This window comes from Streptomyces sp. NPDC000404 (assembly GCF_040300365.1).
In the GTDB taxonomy this organism is placed as follows: domain Bacteria; phylum Actinomycetota; class Actinomycetes; order Streptomycetales; family Streptomycetaceae; genus Streptomyces; species Streptomyces ramulosus.
In genome coordinates this window covers 471,345-494,450 of record NZ_JBEPDN010000001.1, presented here as the reverse complement: position 1 = coordinate 494,450, position 23,106 = coordinate 471,345, and the positions used below count along the sequence as shown (strand labels likewise).

Here is a 23,106-nt window from a genome sequence, read left to right as displayed (position 1 = left end):
ACGGGACGAGGCGGTGTCATCGGGCCCGGGGTGCTACCCGGCCCGGGTGCCGGTTACAGCGGGCGCGCCCACAGGTCCCACTGGAGGCCGCCGCCGTCGCAGAACGGGTCCGCCCACTTGCCGCTGGACACCAGGTCCGTGCCGGCCTCCTGGCAGCCGCTGAGCGTCCAGAACTTCTTGCCCGTCCAGACGGTTCCGGGCGGGCCGTCCATCGGCTTGTACTGCGGGGCGGCGTGGGCGGCCGGGGCGGCGGCCTTCGCCTCGGTGACGGTCGCGGCGCCGGCGGCCGACTGCGTCGCCCCCAGAGCGGCCACCGTCAGCGCGACGGTCGCGAGCGCGCCGCCGAGGATTCGCCTGTTACGCATCGTGTGCTTCCTTTCCCCGTTTCGCGGGGCCCCGTTGCGGCCCCGTCCCCCTGCACACGGATCCGGCGGCCGTCCCGTATGACACCGTCGTGCGTGACCTGCGTCACATGTTCATCGCGGGGTCGCCCGGCTCCCCAGAATGGCCCGATGACCGACATCGAAGTGCTCCGGGTGTTCTGCGGCGACGACGGTGCGGGCGGCAATCCGCTGGGCGTCGTCCGCGACGGCGCCACCCTGCCGGACCGCGCCGCGCGCGCCGCCCTCGCCGCCGAACTCGGCTACAGCGAAACGGTGTTCCTCGAAGACCCGGCCCGCGCCACCGTCGACATCCACACCCCCTCCGTCCGCCTGCCGTTCGCCGGCCACCCCCTCGTCGGCCTCGCCTGGCTGCTGCGCGACCTCGGCCGCCCGCCCGCCGTCCTGCGCCCGCCGGCCGGGGCGGCGGCCGTCCTCTACGAGGGCGACACGGTCTGGGTGCGCGGCCGCGCCGACTGGGTCACCGAGCGCCGCTGCGTGCGCTACGGCTCGCCGGCCGAGGTCGACGCGCTGCCCGCACCGCCACCCGGCGAGGGCTGGCTGTACGCCTGGGCCTGGCGGGACGAGGCCGCCGGCACCGTGCGCGCCCGCGGCTTCCCCCGGCGCGGCGACTCGGTCACCGAGGACGAGGCGACCGGCGCCGCCGCCCTCCTCCTCGCCGATCAGCTCGGCCGCCCCCTCGACATCCACCAGGGCGTGGCCTCCCGCATCCTGGCCCGGCCCGGACCGGACGGCACCGTCGAGATCGGCGGCCGGGTGCGCCGGGCCTGACGGCGGCGGGGCGCGCCGCCCACCGCGCCGCGCCCCGTGGCCCCGCCCCTACGCGCTCAACGGGAACCGCTCGCTCAGCGCCCGGAACACCGCGTCGTTCAGTGCGAAGGCCCGCTTGCACTCGTCGGTGATCCGCTGCTTCTCCAGATCGTCCGCCGGGAGGGCGTCCAGCAGCCCGCGGTACTCCCGCTTGAAGGCGGCGGGGTTGGCGATGCCCTCGAAGACGTAGAAGCGCACCCCGTCGCCCTTGGGCGCGAACCCCCACTCCTTCTCGGCGGTGGCGCGCAGCACCTGGCCGCCCGAGAGATCACCGAGATAGCGGGTGTAGTGGTGCGCGACGTAGCCGCCGGGCCAGTGGCGCGCGCAGTGCCGGATGCGGTCGGTGTACGCCGCCGTCTGCGGCAGCGGCGCCACCCGGCTGCGCCAGGACGGGCCGTGGAAATGGGCCAGATCCCGCGCCAGCTCCGGCGTGCGGGTCAGCTCGGGGCGGACGAACGGGCCGGCGACCGGGTCCTGCGCCAGCCGCTCCGCCTCCTCCTCCAGCGCGTCGTAGACGCACCACAGCTGCTCGGTGTAGCAGCGGAAGGCGGGCACGCCGTGCCGGGCGCCGATGAGGTCGGCCAGGAAGGAATCGCCCGAGGTGGCGTCGTGCTGCGGGCGCGAGGCGGTGCGCAGCTGCGTCGAGAAGGGGGCGGGCGCCGGCGAGGCCGTGCTGCTCGGGTCCAAGGCTGACCTCCGGGAACGGGTCTACTTAGGTAACCCTGAGTAGACCCGCGGCGGAGGCCCGGGTCAACCCGTTCCCGACGATCTGTCGGTAAATATTCGGTGCGCGCGGGCGCCGCGGTGCGCGGCCCCTGGTCAGGGCAGCGTCAGGATCTCCGCGCCGGTGTCCGTGACCACCAGCGTGTGCTCGAACTGCGCGGTCCGCCTGCGATCCTTCGTCACGACCGTCCAGCCGTCCTCCCACATGTCGTACTCGTACGACCCCAGCGTCAGCATCGGCTCGATGGTGAACGTCATGCCGGGCACGATGTCCGTCGTGTGGTGCGGGCTGTCGTAGTGCGGCACGATCAGACCGGAGTGGAAGGACGTGTTGATGCCGTGCCCGGTGAAGTCCCGCACGACGCCGTAGCCGAACCGCTTGGCGTACGACTCGATGACCCGGCCGATGATGTTGATCTGCCGGCCCGGCTTGACGGCCTTGATCGCGCGGTTCAGCGCCTCCCGCGTCCGCTCCACCAGCAGCTTCGACTCCTCGTCGACATCGCCGCACAGATACGTGGCGTTGTTGTCGCCGTGCACGCCGTTGATGAACGCGGTCACGTCGAGGTTGACGATGTCGCCGTCCTTGAGGACGGTCGAGTCGGGGATGCCGTGGCAGATGACCTCGTTGAGCGAGGAGCACAGCGACTTGGGGAAGCCGCGGTAGCCGAGCGTGGACGGGTAGGCGCCGTGGTCGCACATGAACTCATGGGCCACCCGGTCGAGTTCGTCGGTGGTCACGCCGGGGGCGATCAGCTTGGCGGCCTCCTCCATCGCCTGCGCGGCGATCCGGCCGGCGATCCGCATCCGCTCGATCGTTTCGGCGTCCTGGACCTCGGGACCGCTGTACGGGGTGGGCGCGTCCTTCCCGACGTACTCGGGCCGCGGGATCGAGGCGGGGACGGGGCGGGTGGGGGAGATCTTCCCCGGGACAAGAAGCGACTGGCCAGACATGCCAGCGAGTGTATCGGCGGGCCATCGGGCAGGATGGCGGCACGGAAACGGACCACAGGAGGCGGCGATGGCGCTGTTCAAGAGGCGGACCGAGGGCAGGCCCGGAGAGTGGTTCTACTGCCTGCGGCACCAGAAGGTCGAGGAGGGGCCCGAATGCCGGGCCGCCGACCGCTTCGGGCCGTACGCCACCCGTGAGGAGGCGGCGCACGCCATGGAGACGGCCCGCGAACGCAATCTGGAGTGGGAGACCGACCCCCGCTGGCACGACAGCGGCAAGAAGGACGACCCGGAGTCCTGACCTGCGGCCCGCGACGGGCCGGAATCCGGCGACGGACGAAGAAGTCCTGACGAAGAAGGGCGTTCCGGAGCCCTCCCTGCATTCCATGTGATTCCATATCGTTACTCTCCCGATTCTTGACGTTACGACCGGTAGTGGCGTTCACTTCAGCCGTTCCAGAACGGCCCACGGGGGAGATTTCGAAATGACCGCACAATCGCGCAGATTCCTCATCGGCGCATTGACTCTTTCCCTGGCCCTGCCGTTGGCCGCCTGCGGAAGCCAGCAGCCGAAGAAGCCGGACGACAACACGTCCATCGGATTGCTGCTGCCGGACAAAGCCGAGCGTTACGAGGACTTCGACCGCCGCATCATGGCCTCGAAGATCGCTTCCCGCTGCCTGGACTGCAAGCTCAGATACCAAAACGCCGCGGGCGACGTGGAGACGCAGCGGCGCCAGTTCGAGGAGATGGTCAACGACGGCGTCCGCGTCATCGTGCTCGACGCGGTCGACTCCCGGGCCGCGGGCCCGTGGGTGGACGCCGCCGCGAAGAAGGGCGTCAAGGTCGTCGCCTACGACCGGCTCGCCGAGGGCGCCGTCGCCGCCTACGTCTCCTACGACAACGAGAAGATCGGAAAGCTGCAGGCAGAGGGGTTGGTCGCCGCCCTCGGGGCGCGCGCCGCCACCGCCCGGGTGGTGATGCTGAACGGCTCGCCCTCCGACCCCAACGCCGTCGCCTTCAAGAAGGGCGCCCACGCCGTCCTCGACCGCAAGGTCGGCCGGATCGTCTACGAGAAGGACATCCCCGGCTGGTCCGTGCCGCTGGCCCGGAAGAAGATCACCGAAGCGCTGAACACCCTCGGCCCGACCGGATTCGACGCGGTCCACGCCGCCAACGACGGAATGGCGGGCGCCGCGGCCGACGCATTGGAGAAGGCCGGCCTGCAGCTGCCGCTCGGCGGCCAGGATGCCGAACTCACCGCGCTGCAAAGGCTGGTGAAGGGTACTCAGACCTTCACTGTTTACAAGGAAGTCCGGCCCGAGGCGCAAACCGCCGGGGAAATTGCCGTCGATCTGCTCCAGGGAAAGCACACCCGTTCCCTGACCCCGGCAACGGTCGACAGCAAGACCCATTCGCATATTCCCGCCAAGCTCTTCAACGCCCGGATCGTCACCCGGAAAAACATGGCGGACACCGTGATCCGCGACGGCGCGGTCCGCACCGATCTCATCTGCACCAAGGACCTCAAGGCCGAATGCGCGGCGCTCGGCCTCGACTGATCCGGCCGCCGGCCCCGGCGCCTTCGCCCCTCACCACCGGGGCGGCGGCGGTGACGTCAGCGCGTCGGCCAGCCGGGAGAGCCGGTCGCGGAAGCGGCGGCCACCGCGCGGAGCCGGCGGGCCGTTCTCCCCGGCGGCCGCGCTGACCAGGTGCTGCACCGTCTCCAGATCGAGCGGTGAGGCGTCGGCGCCCGCCGCGTCCGCCGACGGCGGCGCCGCCAGCGCCTCGTGCGCCAGCGCGTGCAGCTCGGTGTCCCCGCCGTCCAGCGCCAGCACCGTGGCGCCGCCGCGCCGCGCGTCGTCCACCCGCTCCAGCAGCCCGGCGCCCGGCGCCCACGGCGAGACGACCAGCAGCGTGTCACCGCGCCCGGCCGCCGCCAGCCGCTCCGTGGAGACCGCCAGATGCGCCGGGCTCCCGGCGGGCACCCGGTGCCGCACCAGCGTCGGCGACAGCTCCGGCAGCCCCGACCAGGCCGCCTCGTCGTCCAGATGCGCCGCCAGATGCCACGGTTCGTACGCCTCGCCGCCCACCAGCAGCAGCCCGCCGTGCGGGGTGACCGAGGAGCGCAGCGCCCCGGCGAAGCGGCGGGTGGCGGTCAGCCACTCCGTCCCGGCGAGAACGTCGCGCAGCAACGCGACCCGTACGGCATCCATGGCCCGGCATCCTCGCGCAGCCCCCGCCGCCCCGGGCCGCCCAGGCCGCACTTCACCCGAAAGGGGGTGCGGCCCCCGGGGCGGCCCCCTCCGCCGCCCCGGGAGCCGGCGCTTCGCCCGCGGCGGTGTCCGGCTCCCCGGCGAGATGATCGCGCGGCGCGCCCGGGTTCCGCAGCCGGTGCAGCCGCCCCGGTACGTCGCAGCCGACCAGCACCACCACCAGCAGCGTCCCGGCGAACGTCAGCCCCGCCAGCGCCCCGCCCAGCGACCGGCCCTCGGCGAGCCGCGCCCCCAGCACCGGCGCCACCGCCCCGCCCAGCGCCCCCACGTTGTACGTGAACCCCAGCCCGGCGCCGCGGCTCCCGGTCGGGAAGTGCCCGCCGAGATAGCGGGGCAGCAGCCCGGAGACTCCGGTGCTCAGCCCCTGGAGGACGAAGAGCAACACCCCGAGCAGCACCAGATGGTCCGCGACCGCGAAGACCGGGAAGACGAACACCAGCGACACCAGCAGCGTGTACGCGTACGCCCGCCGCGCCCCGAACCGGTCCCCGGCGAACCCCGCCAGCCAGCAGCCCGCCATCGTGCCGAACCCCGCGAAGTACAGGACGTCGGTCACCTGCCCCGCGTCGTAGTGCAGCTCCGTCTTCAGATACGTCGGCAACAGCGCCTGCAGCGGCCAGCTGTAGAGGAACGCGGTGAACACCGTGGCGCTCAGCGCGAGGTACAGCACCCAGCCGCGGGCGCCGCCCAGCTGCACCGCCAGCGCGACGAGGGCCAGCCCGCCGGCCACCGCCAACTGCGGCACCGCGCCCGCGCCGACCGGCGTGAACACCCCGAACAGCGCCGCCGTCGCCACCGCCGCCACCACGGTGTTCACCGCCGCCCGCGGCGCCGTCGCGAACAGCGGCTTGAGCGGGTTCGGCGCGGCCGCCCGCTCACCCGCGGCCGCCCGCCACTCGGCCGTCTCCGGCAGCGACCGCCGCACCCACAGCGCCACCGTCAGCGGCGCCAGCCCCAGGTAGAACATCCAGCGCCAGCCCAGGGCCGGGACGACCCACTTGTAGCACTCGGCGGCGGCCACCGAACCGAGGGAGAACCCGGAGATCAGAAAGCCGCTGGCCCGGCCGCGGAACCGGGCCGGCCAGCTCTCCAGGACATACGTCGCGCTCGCGCCGTACTCTCCGGCCATGCCCATGCCGATCAGCAGCCGGGCGGTGAACAGGCTGGTGTAGTCCCAGGCGAAGCCGCAGGCGAAGGTGGCGCCCGCGTACAGCGCGATCGACGCGATCATCGACACCTTCCGCCCGAAGCGGTCCCCGACCGCCCCCAGCACCGCGCCGCCCAGCCACCGGGTGATGAACGCCCCCGACACCAGACCGGCCGCCGCCACCGTGTCCAGCCCGAACTCGTCGCCGATCTCGGTCAGCACGAGCGTGATGAGGACGAAGTCGAAACCGTCGAGGACATAGCCGAGCCAGGCCGCGAGGAACGCCTTCCACCGGGCGCGGCCCACCTCCCGGTACCACGGAACGGCGGCCCGGGACGGCTGCTGCGGAGTGGGCACGGTGCCTCCAGGGGAGCCGGGCGTGCGCGGTCTACGAGGGGCGTGCGGGTGTCAGCGCGCCGGGGGCAGTCCGGCGGCGGCCAGCAGCTGGCCGACCTCGGCGACGGCCGCCGCGTCCAGCGGCAGCTGCGGTGCGGCGGTCGTCCCGTGCGCGAGGACGCCGCGCAGCGCCAGCGCCGCCTTGAACGCCCCGAGCCCCGACGAACTGCGCCCCATCTCGGACTCCGGGCCGACGTCCACCATGGCGAACAGCGCCGCCAGCCGCTCCTGTTCGGCGGCGGCCGCCGCCCAGTCCCCGGCCCGCGCCGCGTCGTGGAGGCGGACGTACCCGGCCGGATCGACGTTGCCGAGGCCGGGCACCACCCCGTCCGCGCCCGCCAGCAGCGCGGCGTCCACGGTCAGTTCGGAGCCGGTCAGCACCGTGAAACCGGGCGCCGGGCCGGTGCGGCGCCCGGTGCGCCCGCCCAGGGCGACCAGGAGCCGCCGCAGCCCGGCCTCGTCGCCGCTGCTGTCCTTGAGCCCGGCCAGCGTGGCGTCCGCCGCCAGCTCCCGCACCAGCGCGGCCGGCAGCTTGGTGTGCACGGCCACCGGGATGTCGTACGCGAAGAGCGGCAGGTCGACGGCGGCGCGGAGGCGGCGGAAGTGCGCGGCGATCTCGCGGGGGTGGGTGCGGGTGTAGAACGGCGCGGTGGCGACGAGGGCGTCGGCGCCCAGATGGGCGGCGGCGCGGGCGTGGGCGAGGACGCGGGGGGTGGTGGTGTCGATGACGCCGGCGAGCACCGGGACGCGGCCGTCCGCCGCCCGGACGACGGTGCCGAGCACCTGCGCCCGCTGATCGTCCGTGAGGTAGGCGACCTCGCCGGTCGAGCCCAGCGCGAACAGCCCGTGGACGCCGCCGTCGAGCAGATGGCGGACCAGACGGGTCAGGGAGGCGGTGTCGACCTCGCCGCGCGGGTCGAGCGGGGTGCAGACCGGGGGGACGACGCCGTGCAGCGGTGCGGGCAGTGCCATGGGCTCTCCAGCGGTGGTGCGTGGGGCGGGCGGGCGTACCGTCCTGCGGGACATCGGACATGGGATGTCCTATGTCTGGGTCACAATAGCCAGGTGGACACGCGGTCGGTCAAGGGTGCCGTGCCCCGTACGGGGCGGGTCGCCCACCGTCGCACGGCAGACGCGGGAGAGGGAGATTCATGGCGCGAGGCACGCTGTCCGAGGACGTCCAGGCGCAGATCAAGCAGCTCATCCTGGAGCGCAGGCTCACCCCGGGCGACCCGCTGCCCACCGAGGCCGAACTGGTCGCCCTCCTCGACGTCAGCCGCAACTCCGTCCGCGAGGCGCTCAAGGCGCTCCAGGCCATGCGGATCGTCGAGATCCGGCACGGCTTCGGCACCTACGTCGGCCCGCTCACCCTCGAACCGTTCGTCGAGGGCGTCGCCTTCCGCGCCGCCGTCCGCCACCACCAGGGCGAATCCAGCCTCTACGAGCTGATGGAGGTCCGCGAGGCGCTGGAGTCCGGCCTCATCGCCACCGTCGCCCGCGATCTGCCCCCCGAGGACCTCGCCGTCCTCAAGGGCCTCGTCGACCGCATGGGGGAGGAGGCCGCCGCCGGGCGGGTCGACCGTTCCACCGACCGCGCCTTCCATCTCGCGCTCTACCGCTCCCTCGGCAACCAGCTCCTCAGCGACGTCCTCGACGCCTTCTGGGACGCGCTCCGCCGCGTCAGCGACGACCTCGCCGACGGCCCCCGGGATCCGAAGGTGACCCACAGCCAGCACGCCGAGATCGTCGCCGCGCTGGAGGACGGCGACGGCGACCGGGCCGTCGAGTCGATGCACCGGCACTTCGGGGACATCCGGCGGCGGCTGGCGGAGTGAGGGCGGGGCGCGGTGCGCCCGGGGTGCCGCTTCGGGCGGGCCGGCTCATGCTTCGGGCGGTCGGCCCGAGGGGGGCGGGCGCCCGGGTGGTGGGCCTCGGGTGCCCGGGAGCGGGCGGCTTCGAAGTGCCCCCCGGCGGCCGGATCCGGCGCGCGCCCCGGAGGTGCTTGGCTTCCGCTCCGACCCGGAGGCCGCGCGGAGGTCGCCCGGTCCCGCGCGGAGGTCGCCCGGTCCGGTCCGGAGATCGCCCGATCCCGCCCGGCCCCGCCCGCCCCCTTCCTGCCGGTGACCTGGCCTCTCGTACCGGCAACCCACCCCGATTCACCAGAAATTAACGTCCCGTCAGCTCCGCCTTCTCCCGCCCCCGCGACACGAAACCGGGACATGTCCGGTCTCTTGACGCTCTGTTGGGTGCTCCTTATGGTCACCGCAGGACGAGGGACGTCCTACGTCCGGCCGATGGGGGTGCCCCGTGGCATACGAGACGTCGGTGCCGTACCGCGCCGGGGACGACGGCTACGCCGCCTTCCGGATCCCCGCCGTCGTCCGTGCCCGCTCCGGTGACCTCCTCGCCTTCGCCGAGGGGCGCCGCCACTCCGCCGCCGACTCCGGCACCATCCACCTCGTCCTCAAACGCTCCGCCGACGGCGGCCGCACCTGGGGCCCGCTCCAGGTCGTCGCCCGCAACGGCACCGGCACCGCCGGGAACCCCGCCCCCGTCGTCCTCGCCACCGGCCGCATCCTGCTCCTCCAGGTCCACAACGCCGCCGACGCCACCGAGGACCGCATCCGCCGCGGCCTCGTCACCCCCGCCGACGGCCGCCGCGTCCACCTCCAGCACAGCGACGACTCCGGCGCCACCTGGAGCGCGCCCCGCGACCTCACCGACCAGGTGAAACACCCCTCCTGGCGCTGGTACGCCACCGGCCCCGGCCACGCCCTCCGGCTCCGCCGCGGCCCGCACGCCGGACGGCTCGTCGTCCCCGCCAACCACTCCGTGCCGCCCAACGCCCCGGACGGCAACGGCACCGAGCCCGCCTGCGACCGCGCCCACACCCTCCTCAGCGACGACTCCGGCGCCACCTGGCGCATCGGCCTCACCGATGGCGGCCACCACGCTTCCGTCGCGCCCAACGAGACCGCCGCCGCCGAACTCCCCGACGGCACGCTCCACTTCGTCACCCGCAATCAGGCAGCCGCCCCCTGGCGCCACGCCGACGCCCGCTCCACCGACGGCGGCGCCCGCCTCACCGCCCCGTTCCGCCCGCAGGCCGGTCTCACCGGACCCGCCTGCCAGGGCAGCCTCCTCCACCTCGCCGGCCACGGCACCCTGCTGTACTCCGGGCCCGCCGACCCGGGTGCCCGCGCCCTGATGACCGTCCGCGCCAGCCGCGACCACGGCCGTACCTGGCGCCCCGCACACACCGTCTCCGGCCGCCCCGCCGCCTACGGCGACCTCGTCCGCGTCGACCCCGAAACCGTCGGACTCCTCCACGAGACCGGCGACTTCAGCGCGTACACCACGCTCACCTTCCGCCGCATCCCCGTGGAGGACCTGCTGTGATCCACCGCCCGCTGCGCCGCAGAACGGTCCTCGCCGCGGCGGCCGCCGCGGCCGCCGCCGCCCTCGCCGGCTGCTCCGGCGCCGCCGACCGGCCCGCCGCGCCCCGCCGCCGCAAGAAGGGCGAGAAGATCCGCCTCAGTTTCTGGTCGTGGGTCCCCGGCATCGACAAACCCGTCGACCTCTGGAACCGCACGCACCCCGACGTCCACGTCACCGTCGAAAAGGTCTCTGCGGTCAACGGCCAGCAGTACGCCAAAATGCACGCGGCCATCAAAGCCGGAAATCCGCCGGACCTCGCCCAGATCGAATACCCGGTCATCCCCAGCTTCCTTCTCGACAACGGTCTCTACGACCTCGCCACCCTCGGCGCCGCCCGGCACCGGAACCGATTCATCGGCTGGCAGTGGCAGCAATCCGTCTTCGGCGACGGCATCTACGCCATTCCCCAGGCCTCGGGCCCCATGGGCCTCTTCTACCGGCACGATCTCTTCGATAAATGGGGCCTGAAGCCACCGGAAACCTGGGACGCGTACGAGAAAGCCGCCGCCGTCATCCGCGAGAAAGGCGCCTGGATCGACACCTTCGCGCCCACCAACGGCAACCGCTTCGCCGGTCTCGCCTGGCAGGCGGGCGCCGCCTGGTACAGCGCCCGCGGCGAGACCTGGACCGTCCGCCTCGACGACGCCCCCACCCGCCGCGTCGCCGACTACTGGCAATCCCTCGTCGAAAGGAAACTCGTCAAGACGATCCCGGACCGCCAGAACGCCTGGTACAAGGACATCCAGACCGGCGCCGTACCCGCCTGGATCGGCGCCAGTTGGGGAGACGCCCTGCTCGCCGGAAACGCGCCCGCGACCGCCGGGAAATGGCGGGTGGCCCCCCTTCCCCAATGGCAGAAGGGCACCGACGCGCAGGCGAATTGGGGCGGCTCCGCCACCGCCGTGCTCGCCGCCGCCTCCTATCCCGAGGACGCCCTGGAATTCGCGCTCTGGCTCAACACCGACCCGCGGTCCATCGCCCTCCTCATCGACGGCGGATACGGCTTTCCGGGCGCGGTGAAGGGCTATGCCACCACCGATCTCGATGTCGACCGTGAATTCTTCGGCGGCCAGGAATACAGCAAGGTCTTCGCCGACGCCGGCGCCCATGTCGACACCGCCTGGAAATGGGGCCCCGGCGTCGACACGCTCTACCAGCGCCTCGGCGACGCCTTCACCCGCGCCCTCGCCGACGGCACACCGTTCCGCGCCGTCCTCGCCGACGTCCAGCGCGCCACCGTCACCGATCTGCGGAACAAGGGTCTCGACGCGGTGAGCGGCACATGAGCCGCACCGCCCTCACCCGCCCGCGCGCCCCCCGCGCACGCGTTCGCCCCGCACGCCCCCCGCGCGGCCGCCGCCCGAGCCGCACCCGGACCCGGCACACCCGCGCCGCCGCCGTCCTCCTGCTGCCGTTCCTCGCCCTCTTCGCCCTCTGCTTCCTCGCCCCGCTCGGATACGCGGTGTACCAGAGCGTCCACCGCACCCACCGCACCGGACCGCTGGGCCTGGGCGGCCACCCGACCCAGACCTTCGCCGGGCTCGACAACTACGCCCAGGCGCTTGCCGATCCCACCTTCCTCGCCGGCTTCGGCCGCGTCCTGCTCTTCGGCGCCGTCCAGATCCCGCTGATGATCGTCCTCGCCACCGCCCTCGCCCTCCTCCTGGAGAGCGCGAGCGCCCGCGGCGTCCCCTTCTTCCGGACCGCCTTCTTCCTCCCGTACGGCGTCCCCGGCGTCATCGCCTCGCTCCTGTGGGGCTTCCTCTACGTCCCCGGCATCAGCCCGCTCGTCGAGATCGCCGGCCATCTGGGCGTCCAGGTCGACTTCCTCGCCCGCGACACCGTCCTGTGGTCCCTCGCCAACATCGTGACCTGGCAGTTCACCGGCTACAACATGCTCGTCCTGATCGCCCAGCTCAAGGCCGTACCCCCGGAGCTGTACGAGGCCGCCCGCATCGACGGCGCGAACGCCTGGCACCTCGCCCGGCACATCAAGATCCCGCTGATCCGCCCCGCGCTCGTCCTCACCGGCGTCTTCAGCATCATCGGCACCCTGCAACTCTTCGCCGAACCGATGGTCCTGCGCCCCCTCGCCTCCGCCATCGACTCCGGCTACACCCCCAACCTGCACGCCTACAGCGAGGCGTTCACCGGCGACAACCCGCACCTCGCCGCCGCCGAGGCGGTCCTGCTCGCGCTCGTCGCCTGCGTCCTCTCCTTCGGCTTCCTGCGGCTGACCGCCGGACGCGGAACGGACCGCCGATGACCACCCCGCCGCTGCGCCACCGCATCCTGACCGCCTCCCTCCTGACCGTCGCCGCCCTCTACTTCCTCATCCCCGTCTACTGGCTCGCCGTCTCCGCCACCAAGAACACCGCCGACCTCTTCGGCACCTTCGGCTTCTGGTTCGCCCACCCGCACCCGCTCGACCGCCTCGGCGCCGTCCTCGCCCACGACCACGGCGTCTACGTCCGCTGGTTCGCCAACTCCCTGCTCTACGCCGGGATCGGCGCCACCGCCGCCACCCTGCTGTCCGCCGCCGCGGGCTTCGCCCTCGCCAAATACCCCTTCCGCGGCCGCGAGACGGTCTTCCGCGTGGTCCTCGCCGGGGTCCTGCTCCCGGGCACCGCCCTCGCCCTCCCGCTGTACTTCCTCTTCAGCGACCTGGGCCTGGCCGACACCTACTGGGCGGTCCTGCTGCCCGGCACGGTCAGCCCGTTCGGCGTCTACCTCTGCCGCATCTACGCCACCGCCGCCGTCCCCGACGCGCTCTTGGAGGCGGCCCGGATCGACGGCGCGGGCGAGACCCGGATCTTCGCCACGCTCGGCCTGCGGCTGATGACGCCCGCGCTCGTCACCGTCTTCCTGTTCCAGTTCGTGCACATCTGGAACAACTACTTCCTGCCGCTGGTCATGCTCTCCGACTCGCGCCTCTACCCCGTCCAGCTCGGCCTCACCACCTGGACCGGCTACGCCGACCGCAACCCCGTCCTCTACCAGTACACGGTCGGCGGCGCGCTCCTCTCCGTCATCCCGCTGATGATCTTGATGACGGTCCTTCAGCGGTACTGGCGTACGGGCCTGGCGGACGGCGGTCTCAAGGCGTGACGGCGGCGCTCCCGCGGCACCCCCGACCAAGATCGACAAGGTTGTCCACAGGCCGATCCGCGTCCCCGCCACCCATGGCACCATCACTGCCATGACTACTGCTGACCAGACCCCCGCCGCCGATCCCGCCCACTCCGAGAACGCCGCCACCCGCGCCAAGGCCGCCCTCAAGCGCGATCCGTGGGATCTGCCCGATGTCTCCGGGCTCACCGTCGGCGTCCTCGGCGGCACCGGCGACCAGGGCCGCGGCCTCGCCTACCGCCTCGCCAAGGCCGGGCAGAAGGTGATCATCGGCTCCCGCGCCGCCGACCGCGCGCAGAGCGCCGCCGCCGAACTCGGCCACGGCGTCGAGGGCGCCGACAACGCCGAGTGCGCCCGCCGCAGCGACATCGTCATCGTCGCGGTGCCCTGGGACGGCCACGCCAAGACCCTCGAATCCCTCCGCGAGGAGCTGACCGGCAAGCTGGTCGTCGACTGCGTCAACCCCCTCGGCTTCGACAAGAAGGGCGCCTACGCCCTCAAGCCCGAGGAGGGCAGCGCCGCCGAACAGGCCGCCGCCCTGCTGCCCGGCTCCCGCGTCACCGCCGCCTTCCACCACCTCTCCGCCGTCCTCCTCCAGGACCCGGAGATCCACGAGATCGACACCGATGTGATGGTCCTCGGCGAGTCCCGCGCCGACACCGACGTGGTCCAGGCCCTGGCCGGCCGCATCCCCGGCATGCGCGGCGTCTTCGCCGGCCGCCTGCGCAACGCCCACCAGGTCGAGTCCTTCGTCGCCAACCTGATCTCCGTCAACCGCCGCTACAAGGCCCACGCCGGGGTGCGCCTGACGGACGTGTGAGCCGCGCACGGGGAACGCCCGGCGGGGACGGCACGGCGGGGAACCGCCCGCCCGGGGACGGCCCGGCGGGGAGGCGGCCCGGCGGGGAGGCGGCCCGGAGCCGGAGCCGGGGACGGCCCGGCCTGGCGCCGGGGGCGGCCCCGGGCGCCCGACCCCCGCCGGGCGCCCGAAACCCATGGGGGACACTGGGAGGGACCACACCATTCCCGACAGGAGCCGACCCCCATGCCCTCCGTTCCCTCGTCCCGCCCGGCCCCCCGACTGGCCGTCTTCGCCGTCGTGGTCTGCGTCCTCGCCGTCGCCGCCGCCGTCGTCTCGTTCGTCCAGGGCAGCTGGCTCGGCATCGTCTGGATCCTGATGGCCGGCATCTCCAGCAACATGGCGTGGTTCTACGTCCGCCGCGACCGGATGGCCCGGGCGACGGAGGGGGAGGCGGCGCCTACGGCGTGACGGGTGCGGGCGCCGTCGCCCCACCGGAATCGCGACGGGCCCGGAAGGGCCTCCGGCCCCGCTTCGTCAACGACGGGCGGTTGACCGCACCGCGTCATGCACCGCCGACGCGCGCCCCGGCGGCCCGCGCCCGGGCACGGGCCTCGGCGCTCACCCCACGGCTGCGCGGGGACATCCGCGAGTCCAACGCCTCGCGCTGCGCCACCCGCAGCAGATTCCCGGGGCCGGGCGTCGCCACCACCGCGACATACCGCGGGTCGCCCGCGAACCACGCCGTCGTGCACCGCCCGGACCGCGCGGCGCGGACCCAGAAGTGGCGCCCCGTACCGATCACCCCGCCGTGGCCCAGGCGCACCGCCTTCCCCACTCGCTCCGGATCCGCCACCGTGAACCGTGCACCGCGGCCCTTCCCCACCGAGACCTCCGCCCCGTCGGCCTGCCACGGGTACACCCGCAGCACGCGGCGCACACCGGGCAGCGTCGCGGCGACGCTCGCGGCCAGCAGCGTGTACCACAGGCCCGCACACAGCACCGGCAGCCAGAGCACGAGCAGCCACGCGGGCGTCGTGACGACGGCGAACAGCCACGCGCAGAGCCCGAGCAGGCAGCACACCAGGACGGCACAGCGGAAACAGACGGTGCGTCGCCAGGCCCGCCGCGTGGCCGGTTCGTCCCAGGCGCGGCCGGTCCGCACGGCGGCCCTCGCTTCGTTCTCCACGGTTCTCCGATCGTCGGCCGGCCGCGGTCGGCAGCAGGCGGCCACTCGCCCCCTACCCCACCGGAACCTGCGGCTCGCCCTGCCAGAAGCGGAAGAATTCCTGGCCCCAGTAGGAGTCCCAGCGGGTGACGCCCAGGGTGTCGAGGAGCGTGTCCACGAGCTGGAAGAAGACGTGGTTGATCTCCGGGACCCACAGCAGGCCGAAGACGGCCAGCAGGCCGAACGGGGCGAACGGCTCCACCTGGCGGCGCAGGCCGGGGGAGAGCCAGGGCTCGAGGACGCCGTAGCCGTCCAGGCCCGGGACGGGGAGGAGGTTGAGGATCGCCGCGGTCACCTGGAGCAGGGCCAGGAAGGCCAGGGCGTAGCGGAACGGGTCGGGGACGCCGTCCAGGGCGTGCAGCCAGAAGGGGGCGGTGACGACGGCGGCGAAGAGGATGTTGGTCAGCGGGCCGGCGGCCGAGATCAGGCTGTGGCGCCAGCGGCCGCGGATGCGGCCCCGTTCGATGAAGACCGCGCCGCCGGGCAGGCCGATCCCGCCCATGATCACGAAGATCACCGGCAGCACGATGCTCAGCAGCGCATGGGTGTACCGGAGCGGGTTCAGCGTCAGATAGCCCTTGGTGCCCACCGAGACGTCGCCGCTGTGCAGCGCCGTCCTGGCGTGTGCGTACTCGTGGAGGCAGAGCGAGACCACCCAGCCGGAGACGATGAACAAGAACACCGCGAAGCCGGTGCTCGCGGCGAGCTGTCCGCTCCAGACGGCCCACCCCGAGACCGCCATCACCGCGACGAGTGAGAGAAAGACCGGGCTGATGCGGCGCTCGGCGTGCCGTATGGCGGTGGTCATCGTGCGGGGCTCCCAGGTGCGGACGGCGGTGGACGGTGCGTACGCGGTGTGGCCGGGCCGCACGGTACGGGTGACGGTAGCCCCGACCGTATCGGCGGCGGGGCGGTCCGCGCACGGGGCGGGGGCGGAACCGTCGGGCGGGGCGCGCGCCGCCCCGCGTGCGCCCCGCGGCGTGCCTGGCGCCGACCGGTGCCGCCCCGCGCCGCCTCGGACGCACCTGGCGCCGACCGGTGCCGCGCCGCGTGCACCCCGCGCCGCCTCGGACACGCCCGCCGCCGCCCGGTGCCCGCGGCCGCACCCCTCCCGCCCGCGTGCCCCGGCCGCTCCACCCCAGGCCCCCGCGTCCCGGCCCCGCTTCCCGGCCCCCGCGCCCCCGGCCGCTCCGCCCCGCCCCCGTACCTCGGCAGGCAATCCGGTGGTCGCGGGGCGGGCGCCCGGGAGAAGGTGGGGCGGGCCCGTGCCGGGGGCGGCGGGCCGTATGGGGAGGAAGGGGGCGGATCGTGACCGACAATGTTCGGGTGCGGTACGGAATTCTGGGCACGACGCAGGCACTGAGGGCGGACGGGACGGCCGTGCCCCTCGGGGGCGCCCGGCTGCGGGCGCTGCTGGCGGCGCTCGCGCTGCGGCCCGGCCGGGCGCTGCCCACCGACGCGCTGATCGCCGACATCTGGGGGATGGACCCGCCGGCGGATGCGAACGGCGCGCTCCAGGCGCTGGTCGGACGGTTGCGGCGGGCGTTGGGACATGCGGCCGTGGCCTCCGCCGACGGCACGTACCGGCTGTGTGCGGAGCCCGACGCGGTGGATCTGCCGCGGTTCGAGCGGCTGACCGCGAACGGCGCCGCGGCGCTCGGCGGCGGCGACCCGCAGCGGGCCGCCGCGGCGTTGGACGAGGCGCTGGCGCTGTGGCGGGGCCCGGCCCTCGTCGACCTCCCGGCGGCCCGTGCGGACGCGGTCCGGGCCGAGCGGCGGCGGCTGGACGCCCGCCGGATGCGGTTCGCCGCCGACCTCGCCCTCGGGCGCGCCGAGGAGGCGCTGCCGGGGCTGGACGCGCTGTGCCGGGAGCATCCGCTGGACGAGCCGTTGCAGGCGCTGCGGCTGCGGGCGCTGCGCGCGGCGGGCCGCACCGCGCAGGCGCTCGCCGCCTACGAGGAGATCCGGCGGGACGTCGCCGACCGGCTCGGCGTGGACCCCGGGCCGGAACTCCGCGAGCTGTACGGGGAGTTGCTGAGACCCGGCGGGGCGCCGGCCGGGCAGGCCATCGGGGGTGCCGGGCCCGTTTCCCCGGGGCCGGCCACCGGTCCGGGCGCGGCCGCGCCGCCCGCCGGGCCCGCCGTCCCCGCCACGGTGGACGGTTCCGCACCGGCGGCCGCACCGGCCGCACCGGCCGCACCCGTACCGGCGCGCCCGGCCCCGTCCGCCGGGTCCGCTCCGCCCCCGGCGGCCCCCGCCGCCCGGCTCCCCGGCAATCTCCGCGCCCGCCGGACCTCCTTCGTCGGCCGGGACGGCGAGCTGGCGGGGCTGCGGGCCGATCTCGCCGCGCACCGGCTGGTCACGCTGCTGGGGCCCGGTGGCGCGGGCAAGACGCGGCTGTCGCAGGAGGGGGCGGAGGCGGCCGCCGCCGGTCTGCCGGGGGCCTGGCCGCAGGGGGTGTGGCTGGTGGAGCTGGCGCCGGTCGACGATCCGGCGACGGTGCCGGAGACCGTCCTCACCGCCCTCGGCGCCCGCGAGACGGTGGTCCGCGGCTCCACCGCCGAGGGACTGCGCGCCGCCAACGACCCCACGGCGCTCGACCCGCTGGGCCGCCTCACCGAGCACTGCGCCGACCACCGCATGCTGCTGATCCTCGACAACTGCGAACACGTCGTCGGCGCCGCCGCCGCGCTCGCCGAGCGGCTGCTGACCGACTGCCCCGGTGTGACGGTCCTGGCGACGAGCCGGGAGCCGCTGGCCGTCCCCGGCGAGGTGCTGCGCCCGGTGGAGCCGCTGCCCGACCCGGTGGCGCTGCGGCTCCTCGCCGACCGGGGCGCCGCCGCCCGGCCCGGTTTCCGCGCCGAGGACGACCCGGCGGCGTGCGCCGAGATCTGCCGCCGCCTCGACGGGCTGCCGCTCGCCGTCGAACTGGCCGCCGCCCGGCTGCGGATGCTCTCCCCGCGGCAGATCGCCGACCGCCTCGACGACCGCTTCCGGCTGCTGACCAGCGGCAGCCGTACCGCACTGCCCCGCCAGCAGACGCTGCGCGCCGTCGTCGACTGGTCCTGGGACCTCCTCGACGCGCCCGAACGCGCCGTGCTGCGGCGGCTGTCCGTCTTCGCCGGGGGCTGGGACCCGGAGCTGGCCGAGGAGGTCTGCGCGGGCGACGGCGTCGATCGGCGGGAGGTCGCGGCCGTCCTCGGCTCGCTGATCGACAAGTCGCTGGTGGTCGCCGCCCCGGTGGCGGACGGCCGGATGCGCCACCGCCTCCTGGAGACGGTCGCCGAGTACGCGGGCGAGCGGCTGGACGAGGCGGGTGAGCGCGCCGCCACCGAGCGCCGCCACCTCGTCGCCCACCGCGAACTGGCCCGCGCCGCCGACCCGTTGCTGCGCGGCCCCGGCCAGCGGGCCTGGCTGGAGCGGCTGGAGCTGGAGCACGACAACCTGCGCACCGCGCTGCGCCGCGCCGTCGCCGCCCGCGACGAGCACGAGGCGCTCTGCCTGGTGCTGTCGCTCCAGTGGTTCTGGATGCTGCGCGACCACCGGGTGGACGCCCGTACGTGGTCGCGGGCGGCGGGGGCGCTGGGCACCAACCCGTTCCTGCCGCCCGTCGCCCCCGCCCCGGACCTCCACGACCGGCCGATCGACGCGCCGCCGCCGATGGGCGCGGAACAGCTGGTGGAGGCCCGCCGGCAGGTGCGGCTGGTGGAGCTGTCGTGTGCGGAGACGTACACGGAGGTGTTCACCGGTCCGGAGCGGAAGGAGGAGATGGCCGGGGTCCTCGCCGCGTACCGCCGGGGCGTGCCGCAGACCTGCCGGGTGCCGGGCGTGTTCTGGTTCTACCCGGTGCTGCTCTCCGGGGGGCAGAAGGACCTGCTCACCCTCGTCGACCGGGGCGTGGCCGCCTGCCGGGCGCTGGGCTACGACTGGGAGCTGGCGTACGTCCTCCAGCTGCGCGCGAAGATCCTCCACGACCGGCCCGGCGGTCTGGAGCAGGCGGACCGGGACGCCGATGAGGCGCTGCGGCTGTTCCTGGAGATCGGTGACGACTGGGGCGTCGCCGAGGCGATGGCCGGGCGCGGCGAGGCGCGGGAGACCCGCGGCAGGTACGCGCTGGCCGCCGACGACTACCGCGCCGCGATGCGGTACGCCGGTGACCTGGGCGCCCACGGCCAGACGCTGATCCTGCGGACCCGGCTGGGCGGGGTGCTCATCGAGGACGGGCGGGCGGAGGAGGGGGAGCGGCTGCTGCGCGAGGTGCTGGCGCGGACCGAGGACCTGGCCGCCGGCCGGGACGCGGTGCCGTTCGCCCGGCTGACGCTGGCGACGCATCTGCTGGTGACGGGCCGGCCGGCGGCGGCGCGCGAGCATCTGCTGCTGGTCCGGGGCGAGTCGGCCTCGTGGGGGCCGGAGCTTTTCGTCGGGATGGTGGACGCGGCGCTGGTCGCCGTGGACATCGAGACGGGCTGCTTCGACGGGCTGCTGGAGCGGCTGCGCTCGGCCCTCGCCAAGATGCAGGACGAGCTGACCCGGATGGTCGCCCCCGATCTGCCGGTGGCCCAGCTGCTCACCGGCGCACGGGCGCTGATCGCGGTGCGCGGCGCACCGGCCGGGCGGGACGCGGCGCGGCTGGTGGGGGCGTACGACGCCCTGTGGCAGCCGGGGCACGCCCCGCCGCGCGCCATCCGGCACCTGCGACGGGCGGCGGAGGAGGCCGTCCGCGCGGCGGTCGGCGACGCGGCGTACGCCCGCGGCTACGCCGAGGGCGGCGGCCTCTCCCTGAAGGAGGCCACCGCCCTCATCTGACGCGAGCCGGGCGAAGGTCTCCCGGAAGCCGCGGCCCCCGGGCGCGTCAGGTCTTGCTGCGGAACTTCCGGACCGCCAGCGGCATGGTGACGGCTGTGATGGCGACCGCCCAGCCGAGGGTGATCAGGGCCGGATGGGCCACCCCGCCCTGGCCGTTGATCAGTGCGCGGGCCGCGTCCGCCAGCTGGGAGAGCGGATTGACCTCGGTGAAGCTCTGCAGCCAGCCGGGCATCTTGTCCGTCGGCGTGAAGATCGACGAGCCGAACTGCAACGGCATCAGCACCAGCATCGCCATGCCCTGCACCGCCTGCGGCGTCTGCACCGACAGCCCCAGCAGGATGAAGATCCACATCAGCGCGGCGCCGAAAGCCGTGGACAGCAGGATCGCGGTGACGAACTCCAGGGCGCTGCCGCGGATTTCGAGGCCGAGCAGGAACCCCATGGCCAGCAGGATCGTGGTGGCGATCAGCATCCGGCCGATCTCGACGACGATCTTGGCGATCAGCACCGATGAGCGGGCTATCGGCATGGTCCGGAAGCGGTCCATGACGCCCTTGCGGAAGTCCTCGTTGACGCCGGTGCCCACCGCCATGGCGATGTTCATGCCCATCATCGCCATCATGCCGGGCACCAGGTGCTGGACGTACTCCTGCTGGTGGCCCTTGCCGGCGATGGCCCCGCCGAAGACGTAGACGAACAGCAGGATGAAGATGATCGGCATCAGCAGGACGTCGAACATCGACTCGGGGTCCTGCTTGATCTGGAGGGCGTTGCGCCGCGCCAGCGCGGTGATGTGGCGCAGGTTGGCGCGCAGCCCGATCCGGCCCTCGTCGGCGCCCGGCTTCGCCGCCGGCGCCGTCAGTGTGGCGGCACTCATGCCGATACCTCCGCGTACTGCTGATCCGATGCGTCCTCGGGGGCGCCCGCGTCGGAGGTCTTCTGGCCGGTGATGGCCAAGAACACCTCGTCCAGGCTGGGCAGATGGGTGCTGATGCCGGCGAGGGCGATGCCCCGCGTCCCCAGCAGGCCGATCACCGCGGTCAGTTGCTCGTCGCTGACGATGGGGACGTTGACGACGCCCTCGGCGGGGTCGGGCGTGGCGCCGCCGAGGCCGTCGAGCCCGGCGCCCGCCAGGGCCGCGGCCACCGCGTCCAGGGCGGTGGGGTCGGCGGGGCGGATCTGCAGCGTGCGGCCGCCGACCTTGGCCTTCAGCTCGTCGACGAGGCCCTCGGCGATGACCCGGCCGCGGTCGATCACCGTCAGCTCGTTCGCCAGCTGCTCGGCCTCCTCCATGTACTGCGTGGTCAGCAGCACCGTGGCGCCCTCGCGGACCATCCGCTGCACCTCATCCCACACCTCGTTGCGGGTGCGCGGGTCGAGGCCGGTGGTCGGCTCGTCCAGGTAGAGGACGGCGGGCTGCCCGATCATGGAGGCGGCCAGGTCCAGGCGGCGGCGCATGCCGCCGGAGTACTTCGCGGCCGGCCGCTTGGCGGCGTCGGTGAGCGAGAACCGCTCCAGCATCTCGTCGGCGCGGCGCCGGGCGTCCTTGCGGGAGAGGTCGAGCAGCCGGCCGATCATGTAGAGGTTCTCGTAGCCGGAGAGCTTCTCGTCGACCGAGGCGTACTGGCCGGTCAGGCCGATCGTGCGGCGCAGCGCGCGCGGCTGGCGCACCACGTCGTACCCGGCCACCACGGCGCTCCCGGCGTCCGGGACGAGCAGCGTGGACAGGCAGCGGACGAGCGTGGTCTTACCGGCGCCGTTCGGTCCGAGTACGCCGAGCACGGTGCCTTCGCGCACGTCCAGGTCCACCCCGTCGACGGCTTTCACGTCGCCGAAGTGCTTGACCAGACCGCGCACCTCCACGGCGTTGCCGCCCCGAGGGGTCTTCGTCTGTCGTGTCATGTCCCCCACGGTGCCGGGCCCCGCCGACACCGCACCGACATTCCGCCGACACGGGGCGGACGGCGGCCGGCGACCGCCGGCACGGGGGCCGCCGCGCGCACGCACCGGCCCCCGCCGCACCTCAGTGGAAGGTGTGCCGCTCCTCGGGGAACGTCCCCGCGACGACCTCCTCGGCGAACTGCTTCGCCGCCCCGCCCAGCAGCTCCCGCAGCGCGAGGTACTGCTTGACGAACTTCGGCACCCGGCCGGCCGTCATCCCGGCCATGTCCGTCCACACCAGCACCTGTGCGTCGCACTCCACCCCGGCGCCGATGCCGACCGTCGGGATGTGCAGCGACCGGGTGACCTCCGCGGCAAGCTCCGCGGGCACCGCCTCCAGGACCACCGCGAACGCGCCCGCGTCCTGCACCGCCTTGGCGTCCCGCAGCAGCTGCTGCGCGGCCTCCTCACCGCGGCCCTGGACCGGGTAGCCGCCGAACGCGTGGACCGACTGCGGGGTCAGCCCGACGTGCGCCATGACGGGGATGCCGGCCGACACCAGCAGCTCCACCTGGTGCGCGGAGCGCTCCCCGCCCTCCAGCTTCACGGCCCCGGCGCCGGCCTCCTTGACCAGCCGGGTGGCGTTGCGCAGCGCCTGCACGGGGCCCTCCTGGTACGCGCCGAACGGCAGGTCGGCGACGATCAGGGCGCGCTCGGTGCCGCGGACCACGGCGGCGGACAGCAGGGTGATCTCGTCCATCGTGACCGGCACGGTCGACTCGTAGCCGAGATGGCAGTTGCCCATCGAGTCGCCGACGAGGAGGACGGGGATCCCGGCCTCGTCGAAGACCGATGCGGTCATCGCGTCGTAGGCGGTCAGCATCGGCCATTTCTCCCCGCGCTCCTTGGCGGCGGCGATGTCACGGACGGTGACCCGGCGGGAGCGGGTACCGCCGTAGAGGGACTTGCCGGGCTCGGCGGGCGGCGTCGCTGCGGGCTCCGCGGCCGGTTTCCGGGCAGGCAAAAGCTGCGTCATGGTGACGGCTCCTGTTCTCATCTCGAAGCGCCCTGACGGCGTCTCCGGACTCCCCTCCATGCTGGCACGGCCCGGCCGGGCCGGG

Annotated in this window: 22 protein-coding genes; 11 read left to right on the top strand and 11 right to left on the bottom strand. The window is 74.1% G+C overall.

Annotated elements, in window-relative coordinates; translation table 11 throughout:
• Positions 1 to 53: 53 nt before the first annotated feature.
• A complete protein-coding gene (locus tag ABT345_RS02180) occupies positions 54 to 365 on the bottom strand; it encodes a hypothetical protein (protein ID WP_345083606.1) in 312 nt (103 codons plus the stop codon).
• A 147-nt stretch (positions 366 to 512) separates the two neighbouring features.
• On the opposite strand from ABT345_RS02180, the gene ABT345_RS02175 reads away from it, so the two are divergent.
• Positions 513 to 1,172 (top strand): PhzF family phenazine biosynthesis protein, encoded by a 660-nt coding sequence (locus tag ABT345_RS02175; protein ID WP_345083604.1) that lies wholly within the window; start codon positions 513 to 515, stop codon positions 1,170 to 1,172.
• 48 nt (positions 1,173 to 1,220) lie between these two features.
• Here ABT345_RS02175 and ABT345_RS02170 read toward each other — a convergent pair whose 3' ends face one another.
• Together ABT345_RS02170 and map are read right to left on the bottom strand one after the other, a co-directional pair.
• Positions 1,221 to 1,898 (bottom strand): biliverdin-producing heme oxygenase, encoded by a 678-nt coding sequence (locus ABT345_RS02170; RefSeq protein WP_345083602.1) that lies wholly within the window; start codon positions 1,896 to 1,898, stop codon positions 1,221 to 1,223.
• 132 nt (positions 1,899 to 2,030) lie between these two features.
• Positions 2,031 to 2,888 (bottom strand): type I methionyl aminopeptidase, encoded by an 858-nt coding sequence (map, locus tag ABT345_RS02165; protein WP_345083600.1) that lies wholly within the window; start codon positions 2,886 to 2,888, stop codon positions 2,031 to 2,033.
• A 67-nt stretch (positions 2,889 to 2,955) separates the two neighbouring features.
• On the opposite strand from map, the gene ABT345_RS02160 reads away from it, so the two are divergent.
• Positions 2,956 to 3,186 carry a hypothetical protein gene (locus ABT345_RS02160; protein ID WP_143940444.1) on the top strand — a complete coding sequence of 77 codons (231 nt, stop codon included), beginning with the start codon at positions 2,956 to 2,958 and terminating at the stop codon, positions 3,184 to 3,186.
• Positions 3,187 to 3,370: 184 nt separating this feature from the next.
• A complete protein-coding gene (locus ABT345_RS02155; protein WP_345083596.1) occupies positions 3,371 to 4,447 on the top strand; it encodes a substrate-binding domain-containing protein in 1,077 nt (358 codons plus the stop codon).
• 30 nt (positions 4,448 to 4,477) lie between these two features.
• Here the strand turns inward: ABT345_RS02155 and ABT345_RS02150 are convergent, their stop codons facing one another.
• Genes ABT345_RS02150 through ABT345_RS02140 form a run of 3 tightly spaced genes read right to left on the bottom strand, consistent with a single transcriptional unit; the run spans position 4,478 to position 7,676 of the window.
• Entirely contained in the window at positions 4,478 to 5,101 is a 624-nt protein-coding gene (locus tag ABT345_RS02150) for a hypothetical protein (RefSeq protein ID WP_345083594.1), read from the bottom strand.
• 52 nt (positions 5,102 to 5,153) lie between these two features.
• On the bottom strand, positions 5,154 to 6,665 hold the full coding sequence (locus ABT345_RS02145) for a sialate:H+ symport family MFS transporter (protein WP_345083592.1): 1,512 nt from the start codon (positions 6,663 to 6,665) through the stop codon (positions 5,154 to 5,156).
• A gap of 51 nt (positions 6,666 to 6,716) precedes the next feature.
• Positions 6,717 to 7,676: a dihydrodipicolinate synthase family protein gene (locus ABT345_RS02140; protein ID WP_345083590.1), complete on the bottom strand. Its 960-nt coding sequence runs from the start codon at positions 7,674 to 7,676 to the stop codon at positions 6,717 to 6,719.
• A gap of 179 nt (positions 7,677 to 7,855) precedes the next feature.
• Here ABT345_RS02140 and ABT345_RS02135 point away from each other — a divergent pair, with 179 nt between their 5' ends.
• The 7 genes from ABT345_RS02135 to ABT345_RS02105 all read left to right on the top strand — a co-directional run bounded on the left by ABT345_RS02135 (position 7,856) and on the right by ABT345_RS02105 (position 14,541).
• Positions 7,856 to 8,539 (top strand): FadR/GntR family transcriptional regulator, encoded by a 684-nt coding sequence (locus ABT345_RS02135; protein WP_345083587.1) that lies wholly within the window; start codon positions 7,856 to 7,858, stop codon positions 8,537 to 8,539.
• A 472-nt stretch (positions 8,540 to 9,011) separates the two neighbouring features.
• The gene (locus tag ABT345_RS02130; protein WP_345083585.1) at positions 9,012 to 10,103 is read left to right on the top strand and encodes a sialidase family protein; all 1,092 of its coding nucleotides are present in this window, start codon (positions 9,012 to 9,014) and stop codon (positions 10,101 to 10,103) included.
• Positions 10,100 to 11,428 (top strand): ABC transporter substrate-binding protein, encoded by a 1,329-nt coding sequence (locus tag ABT345_RS02125; RefSeq protein ID WP_345083583.1) that lies wholly within the window; start codon positions 10,100 to 10,102, stop codon positions 11,426 to 11,428. The genes ABT345_RS02130 and ABT345_RS02125 overlap by 4 nt, the downstream gene beginning before the upstream one ends.
• On the top strand, positions 11,425 to 12,408 hold the full coding sequence (locus ABT345_RS02120) for a carbohydrate ABC transporter permease (protein WP_345083581.1): 984 nt from the start codon (positions 11,425 to 11,427) through the stop codon (positions 12,406 to 12,408). The genes ABT345_RS02125 and ABT345_RS02120 overlap by 4 nt, the downstream gene beginning before the upstream one ends.
• Positions 12,405 to 13,250, top strand: coding sequence for a carbohydrate ABC transporter permease (locus tag ABT345_RS02115; protein ID WP_345083579.1), 846 nt, complete (start codon positions 12,405 to 12,407; stop codon positions 13,248 to 13,250). Before ABT345_RS02120 ends, ABT345_RS02115 begins: the two co-directional genes overlap by 4 nt.
• A gap of 91 nt (positions 13,251 to 13,341) precedes the next feature.
• Positions 13,342 to 14,091 carry an NADPH-dependent F420 reductase gene (npdG, locus tag ABT345_RS02110; RefSeq protein WP_345083577.1) on the top strand — a complete coding sequence of 250 codons (750 nt, stop codon included), beginning with the start codon at positions 13,342 to 13,344 and terminating at the stop codon, positions 14,089 to 14,091.
• 225 nt (positions 14,092 to 14,316) lie between these two features.
• On the top strand, positions 14,317 to 14,541 hold the full coding sequence (locus ABT345_RS02105; protein ID WP_345083575.1) for a hypothetical protein: 225 nt from the start codon (positions 14,317 to 14,319) through the stop codon (positions 14,539 to 14,541).
• Between the two features lie 94 nt (positions 14,542 to 14,635).
• Here the strand turns inward: ABT345_RS02105 and ABT345_RS02100 are convergent, their stop codons facing one another.
• Positions 14,636 to 15,259: a hypothetical protein gene (locus ABT345_RS02100; protein ID WP_345083573.1), complete on the bottom strand. Its 624-nt coding sequence runs from the start codon at positions 15,257 to 15,259 to the stop codon at positions 14,636 to 14,638.
• Between the two features lie 52 nt (positions 15,260 to 15,311).
• A complete protein-coding gene (locus ABT345_RS02095; RefSeq protein WP_345083571.1) occupies positions 15,312 to 16,106 on the bottom strand; it encodes a site-2 protease family protein in 795 nt (264 codons plus the stop codon).
• Positions 16,107 to 16,606: 500 nt separating this feature from the next.
• Here ABT345_RS02095 and ABT345_RS02090 point away from each other — a divergent pair, with 500 nt between their 5' ends.
• A complete protein-coding gene (locus ABT345_RS02090; protein ID WP_345083569.1) occupies positions 16,607 to 20,104 on the top strand; it encodes an AfsR/SARP family transcriptional regulator in 3,498 nt (1,165 codons plus the stop codon).
• A gap of 46 nt (positions 20,105 to 20,150) precedes the next feature.
• Here ABT345_RS02090 and ABT345_RS02085 read toward each other — a convergent pair whose 3' ends face one another.
• The 3 genes from ABT345_RS02085 to panB form a co-directional block, all read right to left on the bottom strand.
• Positions 20,151 to 20,981 (bottom strand): ABC transporter permease, encoded by an 831-nt coding sequence (locus tag ABT345_RS02085; RefSeq protein ID WP_345083567.1) that lies wholly within the window; start codon positions 20,979 to 20,981, stop codon positions 20,151 to 20,153.
• Positions 20,978 to 22,006 carry an ATP-binding cassette domain-containing protein gene (locus ABT345_RS02080; protein WP_345083565.1) on the bottom strand — a complete coding sequence of 343 codons (1,029 nt, stop codon included), beginning with the start codon at positions 22,004 to 22,006 and terminating at the stop codon, positions 20,978 to 20,980. Before ABT345_RS02080 ends, ABT345_RS02085 begins: the two co-directional genes overlap by 4 nt.
• 121 nt (positions 22,007 to 22,127) lie before the next feature.
• Positions 22,128 to 23,021 (bottom strand): 3-methyl-2-oxobutanoate hydroxymethyltransferase, encoded by an 894-nt coding sequence (panB, locus tag ABT345_RS02075; RefSeq protein WP_345083563.1) that lies wholly within the window; start codon positions 23,019 to 23,021, stop codon positions 22,128 to 22,130.
• Positions 23,022 to 23,106 lie beyond the last annotated feature (85 nt).

What these genes read in the sequence shown, in the direction of transcription:
- ABT345_RS02180 (WP_345083606.1), bottom strand. Translation starts at nt 365, where the DNA reads ATGCGTAACAGGCGAATCCTCGGCGGCGCGCTCGCGACCGTCGCGCTG.
- ABT345_RS02175 (WP_345083604.1), top strand. Translation starts at nt 513, where the DNA reads ATGACCGACATCGAAGTGCTCCGGGTGTTCTGCGGCGACGACGGTGCG.
- map (WP_345083600.1), bottom strand. Translation starts at nt 2,888, where the DNA reads ATGTCTGGCCAGTCGCTTCTTGTCCCGGGGAAGATCTCCCCCACCCGC.
- ABT345_RS02160 (WP_143940444.1), top strand. Translation starts at nt 2,956, where the DNA reads ATGGCGCTGTTCAAGAGGCGGACCGAGGGCAGGCCCGGAGAGTGGTTC.
- ABT345_RS02155 (WP_345083596.1), top strand. Translation starts at nt 3,371, where the DNA reads ATGACCGCACAATCGCGCAGATTCCTCATCGGCGCATTGACTCTTTCC.
- ABT345_RS02150 (WP_345083594.1), bottom strand. Translation starts at nt 5,101, where the DNA reads ATGGATGCCGTACGGGTCGCGTTGCTGCGCGACGTTCTCGCCGGGACG.
- ABT345_RS02140 (WP_345083590.1), bottom strand. Translation starts at nt 7,676, where the DNA reads ATGGCACTGCCCGCACCGCTGCACGGCGTCGTCCCCCCGGTCTGCACC.
- ABT345_RS02135 (WP_345083587.1), top strand. Translation starts at nt 7,856, where the DNA reads ATGGCGCGAGGCACGCTGTCCGAGGACGTCCAGGCGCAGATCAAGCAG.
- ABT345_RS02120 (WP_345083581.1), top strand. Translation starts at nt 11,425, where the DNA reads ATGAGCCGCACCGCCCTCACCCGCCCGCGCGCCCCCCGCGCACGCGTT.
- ABT345_RS02115 (WP_345083579.1), top strand. Translation starts at nt 12,405, where the DNA reads ATGACCACCCCGCCGCTGCGCCACCGCATCCTGACCGCCTCCCTCCTG.
- npdG (WP_345083577.1), top strand. Translation starts at nt 13,342, where the DNA reads ATGACTACTGCTGACCAGACCCCCGCCGCCGATCCCGCCCACTCCGAG.
- ABT345_RS02105 (WP_345083575.1), top strand. Translation starts at nt 14,317, where the DNA reads ATGCCCTCCGTTCCCTCGTCCCGCCCGGCCCCCCGACTGGCCGTCTTC.
- ABT345_RS02095 (WP_345083571.1), bottom strand. Translation starts at nt 16,106, where the DNA reads ATGACCACCGCCATACGGCACGCCGAGCGCCGCATCAGCCCGGTCTTT.
- ABT345_RS02085 (WP_345083567.1), bottom strand. Translation starts at nt 20,981, where the DNA reads ATGAGTGCCGCCACACTGACGGCGCCGGCGGCGAAGCCGGGCGCCGAC.
- ABT345_RS02080 (WP_345083565.1), bottom strand. Translation starts at nt 22,006, where the DNA reads ATGACACGACAGACGAAGACCCCTCGGGGCGGCAACGCCGTGGAGGTG.
- panB (WP_345083563.1), bottom strand. Translation starts at nt 23,021, where the DNA reads ATGACGCAGCTTTTGCCTGCCCGGAAACCGGCCGCGGAGCCCGCAGCG.